General features: G+C 68.2%; 9 protein-coding genes. 4 read left to right on the plus strand and 5 right to left on the minus strand.

Annotated elements, in window-relative coordinates; genetic code table 11:
• Window positions 1-7 precede the first annotated feature (7 nt).
• Entirely contained in the window at window positions 8-1,618 is a 1,611-nt protein-coding gene (locus AC5P5V_RS04820; RefSeq protein WP_134969390.1) for a carboxyl transferase domain-containing protein, read from the plus strand.
• A gap of 26 nt (window positions 1,619-1,644) precedes the next feature.
• Window positions 1,645-3,627, plus strand: coding sequence for an acetyl-CoA carboxylase biotin carboxylase subunit (locus AC5P5V_RS04825; protein ID WP_231352466.1), 1,983 nt, complete (start codon window positions 1,645-1,647; stop codon window positions 3,625-3,627).
• Window positions 3,628-3,646: 19 nt separating this feature from the next.
• Here AC5P5V_RS04825 and AC5P5V_RS04830 read toward each other — a convergent pair whose 3' ends face one another.
• Window positions 3,647-4,813, minus strand: a complete 1,167-nt coding sequence (locus tag AC5P5V_RS04830; protein WP_061480265.1) for a putative peptide maturation dehydrogenase — start codon at window positions 4,811-4,813, stop codon at window positions 3,647-3,649.
• 138 nt (window positions 4,814-4,951) lie between these two features.
• Between AC5P5V_RS04830 and AC5P5V_RS04835 the strand changes: the two genes are divergently transcribed.
• Complete coding sequence (locus AC5P5V_RS04835; RefSeq protein ID WP_005420725.1) at window positions 4,952-5,248, plus strand: NHLP-related RiPP peptide; 297 nt, start codon at window positions 4,952-4,954, stop codon at window positions 5,246-5,248.
• Window positions 5,249-5,255: 7 nt separating this feature from the next.
• Here the strand turns inward: AC5P5V_RS04835 and AC5P5V_RS04840 are convergent, their stop codons facing one another.
• The 4 genes from AC5P5V_RS04840 to aceB all read right to left on the minus strand — a co-directional run bounded on the left by AC5P5V_RS04840 (window position 5,256) and on the right by aceB (window position 12,206).
• The gene (locus AC5P5V_RS04840) at window positions 5,256-7,748 is read right to left on the minus strand and encodes a putative peptide modification system cyclase (RefSeq protein WP_231352465.1); all 2,493 of its coding nucleotides are present in this window, start codon (window positions 7,746-7,748) and stop codon (window positions 5,256-5,258) included.
• Window positions 7,749-7,761: 13 nt separating this feature from the next.
• The gene (locus tag AC5P5V_RS04845) at window positions 7,762-8,802 is read right to left on the minus strand and encodes a GGDEF domain-containing protein (protein ID WP_061480263.1); all 1,041 of its coding nucleotides are present in this window, start codon (window positions 8,800-8,802) and stop codon (window positions 7,762-7,764) included.
• A gap of 415 nt (window positions 8,803-9,217) precedes the next feature.
• Window positions 9,218-10,519 carry an isocitrate lyase gene (gene aceA, locus AC5P5V_RS04850; protein WP_111201766.1) on the minus strand — a complete coding sequence of 434 codons (1,302 nt, stop codon included), beginning with the start codon at window positions 10,517-10,519 and terminating at the stop codon, window positions 9,218-9,220.
• 64 nt (window positions 10,520-10,583) lie between these two features.
• Window positions 10,584-12,206 carry a malate synthase A gene (aceB, locus tag AC5P5V_RS04855; RefSeq protein WP_231352463.1) on the minus strand — a complete coding sequence of 541 codons (1,623 nt, stop codon included), beginning with the start codon at window positions 12,204-12,206 and terminating at the stop codon, window positions 10,584-10,586.
• A 110-nt stretch (window positions 12,207-12,316) separates the two neighbouring features.
• On the opposite strand from aceB, the gene AC5P5V_RS04860 reads away from it, so the two are divergent.
• Window positions 12,317-13,285, plus strand: coding sequence for a LysR family transcriptional regulator (locus AC5P5V_RS04860; RefSeq protein WP_061480260.1), 969 nt, complete (start codon window positions 12,317-12,319; stop codon window positions 13,283-13,285).
• The last annotated feature ends 149 nt before the right edge of the window (window positions 13,286-13,434 follow it).

Consider the following 13,434-nt stretch of genomic DNA (forward strand, 5'->3'; position numbering starts at 1 on the left):
CACTGCGATGACCGTATTGAGCACCCAGCTGCAACCGGGCAGCGAAACGTTTGAAAGCAACCGCGCGGCCATGCAGGCCGTGGTCGACGACCTGCATGCCACCCTCGCCCGCACCGCGCTGGGTGGCAGCGAAGCCGCACGCGCCAAGCACACCGCGCGCGGCAAGCTGCTGGTGCGCGACCGCATCGACGCCCTGCTCGACCCGGGCAGCGCGTTCCTGGAAATCGCGCCGCTGGCCGCGCACGGCATGTACGAAGACGCCGTGCCGGCCGCTGGCGTAGTGGCCGGCATCGGCCGCGTGAGCGGCGTGGAATGCGTGATCGTGGCCAACGATGCCACGGTCAAGGGCGGCACCTACTACCCGATGACGGTGAAGAAGCACCTGCGCGCGCAGGAGATCGCCGAGCAGAACCACCTGCCGTGCATCTACCTGGTCGATTCCGGTGGCGCGTTCCTGCCGCTGCAGGACGAAGTCTTTCCCGACCGCGACCATTTCGGCCGCATCTTCTACAACCAGGCCAACCTGTCGGCGCAGGGCATTCCGCAGATCGCCTGCGTGATGGGCAGCTGCACCGCTGGTGGTGCCTATGTGCCCGCGATGAGCGACGAGACGGTGATCGTGCGCGAGCAGGGCACGATCTTCCTCGGCGGCCCGCCGCTGGTGAAGGCGGCCACCGGCGAAGTGGTGACGGCCGAGGAACTGGGTGGTGCCGATGTGCACACGCGCATCTCCGGCGTGGCTGACCACATGGCCGACAACGACCTGCAGGCGCTGGCACGGGTGCGCGCGATCATCGCCCAGCTCAACTGGCGCAAGCCGGAACCGGCGATGGCGGTGCAGGCCAGCGAAGAACCGCTGCTGCCAGCGCACGAACTGTACGGCGTGATCCCGGCCGATACGCGCAAGCCCTACGACGTACGCGAAGTGATCGCGCGACTGGTGGACGGCTCGCGCTTCGACGAATTCAAGCCGCGCTACGGCGCAACGCTGGTCACCGGCTTCGCCCATCTGAACGGCTACCCGATCGGCATCATCGCCAACAACGGCATCCTGTTCTCCGAGTCGGCACTGAAGGGCGCGCACTTCATCGAGCTGTGCACCCAGCGCAACATCCCGCTGGTGTTCCTGCAGAACATCACCGGCTTCATGGTCGGCCGCAAGTACGAACAGGGCGGCATCGCCAAGGACGGGGCCAAGCTGGTGATGGCGGTGGCCTGCGCCAAGGTACCCAAGTTCACCGTGGTGATCGGTGGCTCGTTCGGTGCGGGCAACTACGGCATGTGCGGCCGCGCCTATTCGCCCAACTTCCTGTGGATGTGGCCGAACGCGCGCATCGGCGTGATGGGTGGCGAACAGGCCGCCAGCGTGCTGGCCACGGTCAAGCGCGATGGCATCGAGGCCAAGGGCGGCCAGTGGCCGGCAGCGGAGGAAGACGCGTTCAAGGCGCCGATCCGCGACCAGTTCGAGCAGCAGGGCCACCCGTACTACGCCAGCGCGCGCCTGTGGGACGACGGCGTGATCGATCCGGCCGACACCCGCCGGGTGCTGGCGCTGGCGCTGTCGGCCAGCCTCAACGCCGCCCCGCAGCAGACGCGCTTCGGCGTGTTCCGCATGTAACCCGTGCCATGACCGAGCCTGTTGCCATGTTCACCAAAGTCCTGATCGCCAACCGCGGCGAAATCGCCTGCCGCGTCATCGCCACCTGCCGCCGCCTCGGCATCGCCACCGTGGCGGTGTATTCCGATGCCGACCGCAATGCACGCCACGTACGCCTGGCCGACGAGGCCATCCACATCGGCCCGGCCGCCGCGCGTGAGAGCTACCTGCGCGGCGACGCCCTGCTCGACGCCGCACGCCTGACCGGCGCGCAGGCGATCCACCCCGGTTACGGCTTCCTGTCCGAGAATGCCGACTTCGCCGATGCCTGCGCCGCCGCCGGCGTCACCTTCATCGGGCCGCCGGCCAGCGCGATCCGCGCGATGGGTGACAAGAGCGCGGCCAAGGCGTTGATGGCCAAGGCCGGTGTGCCACTGACGCCGGGCTACCACGGCGACCAGCAGGAGCCGGCGTTCCTGCGCGCGCAGGCCGATGCCATCGGCTACCCGGTACTGATCAAGGCCAGCGCCGGTGGCGGTGGCAAGGGCATGCGCAAGGTCGAACGCAGCGAGGACTTCGTCGATGCACTGGCCAGCTGCCAGCGCGAGGCCGCCTCGGCATTCGGCAACCACCATGTGCTGGTCGAGAAGTACGTCGAGCGCCCGCGCCATATCGAGATCCAGGTGTTCGGCGACAGCCACGGTGATGCGGTCTACCTGTTCGAGCGCGACTGCTCAGTGCAGCGCCGCCACCAGAAGGTGCTGGAAGAAGCGCCCGCCCCCGGCATGAGCCCCGAACGTCGTGCTGCGATGGGCAAGGCCGCGGTCGATGCCGCGCGCGCGGTGGGCTACGTCGGTGCCGGCACGGTGGAGTTCATCGCCGGCCCTGACGGCGATTTCTACTTCATGGAAATGAACACCCGCCTGCAGGTCGAGCATCCGGTCACCGAGTACATCACCGGCACCGACCTGGTGGAGTGGCAGCTGCGCGTAGCCTCGGGCCAGCCGCTGCCGCTGCGCCAGGAGCAGCTGGCGATCCACGGCCACGCCATCGAGGCGCGGCTGTATGCCGAAGACGCCGACCGTGGTTTCCTGCCGTCCACCGGCCTCCTGCGCCGCCTGCGCCTGCCGGCGCCGTCGACTCATGTGCGCGTGGATACCGGTGTCGAGGAAGGCGACAGCATCACGCCGTACTACGATCCCATGATTGCCAAGCTGATCGTCTGGGACGTGGACCGCGACGCCGCGCTGCGCCGCATGAGCCAGGCCCTGGCCGACTGCCAGGTAGTGGGCGTGACCACCAATGCCGGCTTCCTGCGCCGCCTGGTGAACACCGATTCGTTTACCCACGCCAAGCTGGATACCGCGCTGATCGAGCGCGAGCAGGCCGCATTGGCCCGGGTGGGTGACAGCGATGATGCGCTGTGGCTGCTGGCGGCGGTGGCCGCCGTGGCCACTACTGCAGGTGCAGCCAGCGACGCGCGCGACCCGCATTCGCCGTGGCAGGCGCAGGACGGCTGGCGCCTTGGCGCGCCCGCGCCGCGCGTGCTGCCGCTGCAGCAGGGCGAATGCCGGCACACGCTGAAGGTGTGGGCGCAGGCCGATGGCTGGCGCGTGCAGTGCGATGACGCGGCACCCGTGCAGGTGATCGGCACCGCCGATGTGCGCGGGCTGGCGGTACAGCTGGGCGGGCGCCGCTGGACACTGCAGCTGCTGCGCGAGGGTGACCAGCTGTACCTGTTCGGCACCGACGGCCAGCACCGTTTCACCCTGCATGATCCGGTGAGCGAATCGGACCACGCCGTGGCCGATGCCGGCAGCCTGCTGGCACCGATGCCCGGGAAGATCGTGGCCACGCTGGTCGCCGCCGGTACCGAGGTCAAGCGCGGCACGCCGCTGGTGGTGCTGGAAGCAATGAAGATGGAGCACACCCTGCAGGCGCCGGCCGACGGCACGGTGAAGGGCTACCGCGCCAAGGCCGGTGACCAGGTCAACGACGGCGCGGTGCTGGTGGACTTCGAAGCGGCGTGAACGCCGGGGCGACGGTCGCTCAGCGGTCGTCGCCCGCCGTCACCCGACCAGCGGGATCGAATTCGGCCGTGTCCAATGTGGCACTGCGCCAGCCCAGGCCGCAGATGGCCATCGCGCTCTGGCCGATGCCATCGAAGCCGAAGGCGCGATCGACATCGGCATCGTTGATGGCTGCGGTGACGAAGGCGGCCAGGCCGCGCTCGGTCGCGCACAGGTACAGCAGCTGCGAGATGTGGCCGACATCCAGCGTCACCGCACGATGCGCCTTGGCGTGGTTGCGGTACTTCCAGAAGCAGCGGTCATAGCGCGGCGCCAGCACCAGCAGCGCCGGTGCATCGGCGAACCACGCCTGACCGGACAGCATCCGCCGTGCCAGCGCGGGCAATGCATCAGGCGGCGGCGAGGGCAGCGGCAGCACGGCGTGCTGCACCGGGTGGTAGTGGTACAGGCCCGGTGCCAGTCCTTCCACGTTCTGCACCAGCAGGAAGCCTTCGGTGGGATGCAGGCCGCCACCGGAAGGCACGTTCTTCTTCAGGAACTCGGTATCGCGCTCGACCTTCTGCACCGCGTGCGCCATCAGCGTGCGTTGCAGCACCTGGGCCAGCAACGGCAGCGGCAGCGCGCGCTGCGGGTCGAAATTGCGGCAGGTGGTGCGGCGCGCCAGCAGTGCGTCGAACGCGGCCTCTTCGCTGCGCGGCAGCGGCTGGTAGTCGCCCTGCATGGGCTGCACCACCGGCGGCGGCGGCCCGAGGCGCTGGCGCAGGCCGGCAGCGGTGTCCAACCCCTGCCGGCGCATGTCCTCCACGCTGTCCACGGCCTGCCAGCGTGCATGGCGATGGGCCAGTGCAGCCAGCGGCCACCACTGGCTGCGCCGCAGCGCCTCGTCGCGCAGCTGGTGCCCCACCTCGCTCGGCGGGTCGGTCAGCAGCAGGCCCTGCTCGACCAGGCGGGCCAGCATCGCCGGGGAGGCATCGGCGGGCGGTTCGCTCCAGCGGTGCGCGCTGAGCTCGCCCAGCAGCTGGCGCTCCTCGGCATCCACCGGCAGTGGCTGGTCCAGATGCGCGGCCAGCGCCACCCAGCTGATCTGGCTGTCCATCTCGGCGTGGCCGGCCAGCATCGCGCGCAGGTCCAGGGTGACCGCCTCGCGGGGCTCGAACATCAGGCTGGCGCAGCGGCGCAGGCGCATGGGTTTCCTTCCTTCTGCCGCACAACCGGCATAGCAGCAACGACCGCGGCGCGGCCAACTTTAGCGATGTGCACAGCGCGGCCCTCAATGGCAGGCTGTCGCGGCCGATACGAGACACTCCACCTACGGACGATCCCCATGAGCACCCATCCCCGCCTTTCCGCCGCAGACGCCAGCCTCCTGCTGGACCACCTGATCGGCAATGACGACTTCCGCAGCCACTTCACCGCGTCGCCTGCCAAGGCGCTGGCCTCGATCGGGCTGGACGGTGCCGTTGGCGAGAACGACTGCATGAAGATCGGCACCCTGGCCTCGGTCGAAGAGCTGAGCCAGGTGCGTGACGGGCTGCAGGCCCACCTGTCCGGGTCGGTGGCGGCCATGACCGTGGTGTTCTGCTTCGAAGCCGGCAAGGTCGGCGAGCGCATCGACGGCTGACCCGCCATCAGGGCGCGCCGGCCGTGGCCGGCGTAGCCCACGTGGAGACGTCATGCACGTTCAGCGGTTGCCAGACCTGCATGGCGGTGACCTCGGCAATGGCCTGGCCGCGATGTTGGGCCAGCCAGGCCTGCTGGCGGCGTACCGCGGCTTCATTGCCCTGTGCGCGCACCGCGAGCAGCAGCACGACGTGTGCCTGCACCGGCTCGCTGCCATCGAGCATCGGCTCGATCAGGGTGCGGGCAGCCTCGGGCCGCTGCATCTGCAGTTCGTCCATGGCGCTGACGATGCGCAGCCAGCGGTCCGCGACCGGACTGCGCAGGCTGCGCAGCAGGGGCCGCTGCTCGTCCAGCCAGCGCCTGGCCAGTTCGAACTGGCCCTGCCGCTGCGCCAGGTGGACCAGTGCCAGCCATTGCAGGCCACGGGCATGCAGCATGGGATCATCACGCTCCTGCAGCATCGGCTGCAGCAGCGCCGCAATGGCCTGCAGCCCGGCACGGTCAGCGCTCGGGCACAGCGCCGCCACGCTGGCGTGCTGCAGGCGCTGCTGCACCTGCAGGTCGATCAGCGTCGGCGCCGCTGCATCTTCGCGTATCGCCTGCTGCATGGCCGCGCAATCGCGCTGCGCAGCAGCCAGCAACAACTGCGCACGCAGCTTCATCCGCTCCTGCAGTCCATCACTGGCGTGGATCTGCGGCAACAGCTGCGCGGCCTTCGCGTACTGTCCCTGCGCCACCAGCACATCCACGCCGGTCTCATCGGCATCATCGCGACCGCGCAGGACCTGCGCCTGGGCCAGCGTTTCGGCAGCGAGCTGCGGTTGGTTGGCAGCGATCTGTATCCGCACCAGATGGACCAGCGGATACAGCCGCAGCGGATCCTGCGGTACTGCGGCCGCACGCGCATAGGGTTCGGCCTCGCTGAACTGGTTGGCCTGCAGCAGGTACCAGGACGTGTTGGACAGCCCCGCGAACGAATCCGGATAGACCTTGGCCAACGTGCGCCATTGCTCCAGCGCCCAGCCACCCGGCTCCAGCTCGGCCATCCAGGCCTTCAGGTACAGCCGCTCGCGTGGCGGCAGCCGATCCTGCAGGTCCAGCGCATGCTGCATGGCTTCGCGTGCACGCCGCCCTTCCTCGACGCGCGCATGCAGTTTGGCCACGCCCATGTAGGCCAGGGCGAAACCGGGATCGATATCGATCGCCGCCTGGTACAGGTTGCGCGCCTCCTCGAAGCGACGCTGGCCCAGTGCACTCTCCGCCAGCGCGAATGCTCGCAGTGCGCGCAGGTCCTGGGTCGATGCCCGCGGCAGCGGCAACGACTGTTCCAGGCTCGCCACCGATTCGCCCAGTCCGCGACGCAGGCGCCCGACCACGTCGTCCACCGCGAACACCATCTGGTCGGATCGATCCACGGTGGCGGTGAACGTCTGGATCACCTGGCCGCTGCCGGGTGCGGCGACATCGATGGCCAGCTCGTAGCCACCGATCTTCTGCCGCACCGTCGGCAGCAGCACGGCGCGCGCGCCTTCCCGCACCGCCACGTTGGCCGCGGTATCGCGGCTGAGCCGGGTATCGCCCGAGAGCCGCGCCATTTCCAGGCTTTCGCGGATCTTGCCCTCCGACAGCACGTTCACGTAGCGCGATTGCTCCAGCGCGATCCGGATCGCGTGCCGCATCGAGTCGTCGAAGATCGAGTCGCCGGTGAGGTTGTCGACATCACCGAGCACCACCCAGTCGCGCTCGGCGAACGCGATCGCCGGTTCCGGCCGCAGCAGCAGCCAGCCGCCCAGCACCGCCACCGCCAGCACCAGGCCTTCGGCGGCCAGCACCAGCGGCTGCCGCCACAACGGCAGGTCGCGGCGGGCCTTGGCATTGGCACGCGGCATGCGCAGCGGTGCGGAGCCGATCTCGCCCACTTCGATCACTTCCTGTACCACCGGCACGCCCTTGAAGCGCCAGCGCCCGTGTGACTTCCACAACAGGCGCGTGCCGCGCTCGCCCAACGCATCGGTGGCACGGCGGGTCAGCGATTCGGCTACCGCCGACAACAGGATCTGGCCGGGCCGGGCCAGCATCATCAGGCGCGCCGCCATCGGCTTGGCCAGGCCTTCCACTTCCATCGACTTGGCGCCGGCGCGGACTGCCTCGGCACTGTTTTCCCAGGTCAGCACGTCGCCCACATGCAGGCCGGCACGCGCGCGCAGTTCAATCGCACGCTGCTGGCCCAGCGCATGCAGTTCACGCTGGTAGTCCAGGGCGAAGCCCAGGGCATCGATGGCGCGCTCGAACAGCATGAACAGGCCGTCCGAACGATCGATCAGCTGGCCATTCCAGCGGTGCTGCAGCACCAGCACCAGGCGGTCGTGTTCCTGGAACAGGCTCGCCGCCGCCACGTCGCCGATCCGCTCGACCAGCTGCAGCGAATCACACAGATCAGTGAACAGCAGGGCGCGTAGCTGTGGGCTATGCGGGGCTGACGTTCCGTTGTCGCCATTCATCGCCTGCATCTCCCTATTGGCCGTCCGGATCATCCACCCAGCGCAGGCAGTTGCCGCCATCACGCTTGGCCCGGTACAGCGCCCGATCGGCGCTGGCATACCACTCACTCCAGCCCGCGTCGGCATCCAACAGGCTGGCTCCGATGCTGACCAGGCTTACATGCGGCGTGCCGTGACTGCGCTCGAGCAGGCCGTGCACCGCGCTGAGGATGAACTCGGCAGCGTGCTGCACGATCTCGCGGTTGCCACGGCGCAGCATCAGGCAGAACTCATCGCCGCCAAGCCGGCAGGCCAGATCCTGTTCGCCAGCCATCGAGCGCAGGATGTTGCCCATGCTCTGCAGCACGCGGTCGCCGGCCTGGTGGCCGTGGCGGTCGTTGATCTGCTTGAAGCGGTCGCAGTCGATCAGCAGCAGCGCCTGTGGCGGCCCCTCGGCACGCTCGCGGCACTCCTGCAGGTACAGGGTGAGGCCACGGCGGTTGTGCAGGCCGGTCAGTTCATCGGTACGCACCAGCTCGCGGGTGTGGGTCAGCTGGTGGGTGGTGATGTAGAGGTTGTCCAGCGCGGTTTCCAGATCGTGGTTGCGCCGGCGCAGCTGGCTGATCAGGGCCTGTTCGTTGGCCAGCACGCGCATGATCGTGCGGCGCAGGAAATAGGCCACCAGGCCCGGATTGGATTCGACCAGCCGGTGGAAATCAGCCGGCCCCAGTTCCAGCACATCGCAGTCGACCAGCGCGCGCGCGCTCGCGCTGCGCAGGTGGTCGCCGACCAGCAGGCCCAGTTCTCCGAAGAACTCATGCTGCCCGAGTGTCTTGATCACCAGGTCCTCGCCGAAGTCCAGTTCGATCTGGCCTTCGAGGATCACATACATGCGCTCGCCGCGGTGACCACGCTGGAACAGCCACTGTCCGGCACGGAGCTTGCATGCGCGGGCGAATCTGGCAAACAATGCCACCTCGGCATCTGACAACAGCGCGTGCACGATCTCGGCCATCGCCACCCGGGCGATACCTGTCGTCACATCACTGTTCTCGGCCGCACCCCTGCCGGTCATTCCCTGCACCCGCCGCCAGCGTCCCCTGGTGAGCCGCGGAGCATAGCACCGCTTTAAAGTGTGCGCCCTATCTCATTTTGACCGCTCTGCCGATCTTGATTGATGTGAAGATCGGTGGTGGCCCGTTCTGGTCACGGGCGCCCGGGCAAAACCCCTGCTGTATCAATTCGATGCCGGGTTTCACAGGGTTTCGGCCAAGTTGCCGGAACCCGGGGTGCGCCTGATTGACGCTGCCCGCTGGCTGCCCCTTGCATCGATACAACAACGCCGGCAGGTCCCCCGACCGGCCGGCGTTGTCTGGCCCTTCCCTGGCCACCCTGATCACCCGGTGCCCGGTAGTGCCGGCCGCTGGCCGGCAACTGCATGGGCTTCGGAAACATCGATGGGTTGCCGGCCAGCGGCCGGCACTACCGGATCACGCGGCGCGTTCGCTGCGCCCGCCATGGAACTGCTCTTCCTCGGTCGAGCCGGTCAGCGCGGTGGTCGACGACTGGCCCTGCTGAATCGCCTGGGTCACCGCATCGAAATAGCCGGTACCCACCTCACGCTGGTGCTTGACCGCAGTGAAGCCGCGCTCGGCCGCTTCGAACTCGGCTTCCTGCAGTTCCACGAACGCGCTCATCTGGCGGCGTGCGTAGCCGTGGGCCAGATTGAACATGCCGTAGTTCAGCGCATGGAATCCGGCCAGGGTGATGAACTGGAACTTGTAGCCGTAGCTGCCCAGCTCGCGCTGGAACTTCGCAATCGTGGCGTCATCCAGGTTCTTCTTCCAGTTGAAGCTGGGCGAGCAGTTGTAGGCCAGCAGCTTGCCCGGGAACTTCGCATGGATCGCCTCGGCGAACTTGCGCGCGAATTCCAGGTCCGGCTTGCCGGTCTCGCACCACACCAGGTCGGCGTAGGGCGCATAGGCCAGGCCGCGGCTGATCGCCTGGTCCAGGCCGTTGCGGGTCTTGTAGAAGCCTTCGACGGTGCGCTCACCGGTGGTGAACGGCTTGTCGTTGCCGTCGATGTCACTGGTCAGCAGATCCGCAGCTTCGGCATCGGTGCGCGCGACCAGCAGGGTCGGCACGCCCATCACGTCGGCGGCCAGGCGTGCGGCGTTGAGCTTCTCGATCGCCTCGCGGGTCGGCACCAGCACCTTGCCGCCCATGTGCCCGCACTTCTTCACCGAGGCCAGCTGGTCCTCGAAGTGCACGCCGGCGGCGCCGGCCTCGATCATCGCCTTCATCAGTTCAAAGGCGTTGAGCACGCCGCCGAAGCCGGCCTCGGCATCGGCCACGATCGGCTGCAGGAAGTCGATGTCATCCTTGCCTTCGGCGTGGTGCAGCTGGTCGGCGCGCAGCAGCGTGTTGTTGATGCGCTTGACCACCGCCGGCACCGAATCGGCCGGGTACAGCGACTGGTCCGGATACATCTGGCCAGCCAGGTTTGCGTCGGCCGCCACCTGCCAACCGGACAGGTAGATCGCCTTCAGGCCGGCCTTGACCTGCTGCATGGCCTGGTTGCCGGTCAGTGCACCCAGCGCGTTGACGAACTCGCGCTCATGCAGCGACGCCCACAGCTTCTCGGCACCCAGGCGGGCCAGCGAATGCTCGATGTGGACGGTGCCGCGCAGGCGCACCACGTCGGCGGCGCTGTAGTTGCGCTGGATGCCTTCCCAACGCGGGTGGGTATCCCAGTCGTGCTGGATCTGTTCGGCAGTGGGCAGCTTGCTCATGTCTTTCTCCAGTTCGGTTCGTGCGTGCAGCGGGGAGGGAAACGGCGGGTTTGCGGGCAGTCGGTCAATCGATGCGCGCGTAAGCCGGCAGGGTCAGGAAATCGGTCAGTTCGTCGCTGCGGCTCAGTTCGCCGAGCAGGGCGATGGCCTCGCTGATGCGCGCGCCACCGGGCAGCGCGGCGGTATCGCCCAGCCGTGCTGGCAGCTGCGCCAGGGTGGAATCCAGCAGGGCCAGGTCGATCGCGGTGCCATCGTCCAGCTGCTGGCCCGGCGTATGCAGCCACTGCCACAGTTGGCTGCGGCTGATCTCGGCGGTGGCCGCGTCCTCCATCAGGTGATGGATCGGCACACAGCCGTTGCCATCCAGCCAGGCGGCCAGGTAGCGCACGCAGACTTCCACGTTGCCTTCGAAACCGGCGCGGGTGATGGTGCCCGGCGGCCGCGCGATCAGTTCGTCGCGGCCGACGCGCACATCCTGGCGCAGCACGCTGTGCTGGTTCGCACCGGGCATGTGCTCGTCGAAGATCGCCATCGCCACCGGAATCAGCGCCGGGTGCGCGACCCAGGTGCCGTCGTGGCCGGCGCTGACTTCACGCAGCTTGTCGGCGCGCACGCGGGCCATCGCCTGCTCGTTGGCAGCGGCATCGTTGTTGATCGGGATCTGCGCGGCCATGCCGCCCATCGCATGCGCACCGCGGCGGTGGCAGGTCTGGATCAGCAGTTCCGAATACGCCTTCAGGAATGGCTGGGTCATGGTCACCTGACCGCGTTCGGGCAGCACGCGGTCGGCGTGGCGGCGGAAGGTCTTCAGGTACGAGAAGATGTAATCCCAGCGCCCGCAGTTCAGGCCGACGATGCGGTCACGCAGTGCGTGCAGGATCTCGTCCATCTCGAACACCGCCGGCAGCGTTTCGATCAGCACGGTCACCTTGATCTGGCCGTGCGGCAGGCCGAGCATCCCTTCGATGTGCGACAGCGCGGTTTCCCACAGCGCCGCCTCTTCCATGCTCTGCAGCTTGGGCAGGTAGAAGTACGGGCCACGATCCTTCGCCTGCAGGGTGCGGGCGTTGTGGAAGGCGAACACCGCTGCGTCGAACAGGCCACCGGCGAGGAACTGGCCGTCGATGCGCACGTGCTTCTCGTCCAGGTGCCAGCCACGCGGGCGCACGATCAGCACCGCCTGCTCGTCGTACGGGCGCAGCGTGTAGTGCTTGCCATTGGGGGCGGTGTATTCCAAGTCGCCACGCACCGCGGCGGCCAGCGACTGCTGTCCGGCCAGCAGGTTGCGCCAGGTCGGCGAGGTCGAATCCTCGAAGTCGGCCATGAACACCTTGGCGCCGGAGTTCAGCGCGTTGATGACCATCTTCGGGTCGGTCGGGCCGGTGATCTCGACGCGGCGGTCCTGCAGCGCGGCCGGCAGCGGCGCAACGCGCCAGTCGCCGCTGCGGATCGCAGTGGTGTCTTCACGGAAGTCCGGCAGGCCGCCCTGGTCGAAGAACGCCTGGCGTTCACGGCGGGCCTGCAGCCTCGCCTGCCGGCCCGGTTCCACCGCGCGGTGCAGCGACACCAGCAGGGCCAGCAGCGGCGCCGGCAGCACGGTGTCCTGGCCGGCCACGCGGGTCGCCAGGGCGATGCCGGGGGTGGCCTTGGTGGCGGGGGTGGGAACGGCGGAAGCGACGGCGGACATGAGGCGACTCCAGCGGTGGGGGAACGTCTCCACGGTGCCGCCGGGCCTCAGTATTTGGCAAAACAGTTTTTGCAATGTTTTACATAAGTTGTGCTAATACTCGTTACACGATGAGCACACGCACCGCGCCAAGTCCGCGTTTTTCCTACAAATCCGACCGGCTGAAGCCGCTGCGCGCGTTCTGCCAGACCGTGCGCCTGGGCTCGGTCTCACGGGCGGCTGAGGCACTTTTCGTCAGCCAGCCGGCCATCAGCCTGCAGTTGCAGGCGTTGGAACGGGAGCTGGGGGTGCCATTGTTCGAGCGCAGCGGGCGGCGCCTGGTGCCCAGCCGCGAGGGCCAGCTGCTGTACGAGATGGCACAGCCGCTGGTGGAGAACCTGGACGGGCTGGAGGCGCGCTTCCGCGACAAGGTGCGCGGCCTGGACGCGGGCGAGCTCAACATCGCCGCCAACAGTTCGACCATCCTGTACCTGCTGCCGAAGATCGTCGAACGCTTCCGCCTGCACCATCCGGACGTGCGCCTGACCCTGCACAACGCGATCAGCGCCGACGGCACCGACCTGCTGCGCGAGGATGCCGCCGACCTGGCGATCGGTTCGATGACCGATGTGCCGGCCGACCTGACCTACGCCCCGGCCTACCGCTTCGAGCAGGTGCTGATCGCACCGCACGATCATCCGCTGGCCAAGGGCGGCGAGCTGGAGCTGGCCGATATTGCGCGCTATCCGCTGGTGCTGCCGCCGAAGCGGCAGATCACCTACCGGCTGGTGGACCAGGTGTTCCAGCGCCACCGCATCGCCTACACCGTGGCGCTGGAGGTGGGGGGCTGGGAAGTGATCAAGCAGTACGTGGCGATGGGCATGGGCATTTCCATCGTGCCGGCGCTGTGCCTGAACGAGGCCGACCACGAGCGGCTGGCGGCGCGATCGATGAAGCGCTGGTTCCCCGAGCGCAGCTACGGGGTGATCGTGCGCCGGGGCAAGGCGTTGTCGGCGCAGGCGCGGGCGTTCATCGAGCTGATCCAGCCGGAGTTGTTCAGCCCGCGCGATTACGATCAGAGCGGGCATTCGGAGCGGTGAGGGGTGTTCGGCAGGGCTGCGCCCTGCACCCGCCGAAGCCGAAGCAACAGCAAAAGCCGGCTATCCGTGGGATGGCGGGGTGAGTCCGGTTGCGGGGGACGCCGTAAACCCGTCCTGAAGTGACCCCCGCAACCGGACCCACCCCGCCT

It is taken from the genome of Stenotrophomonas sp. YJH_SMC_130 (genome assembly GCF_059369035.1).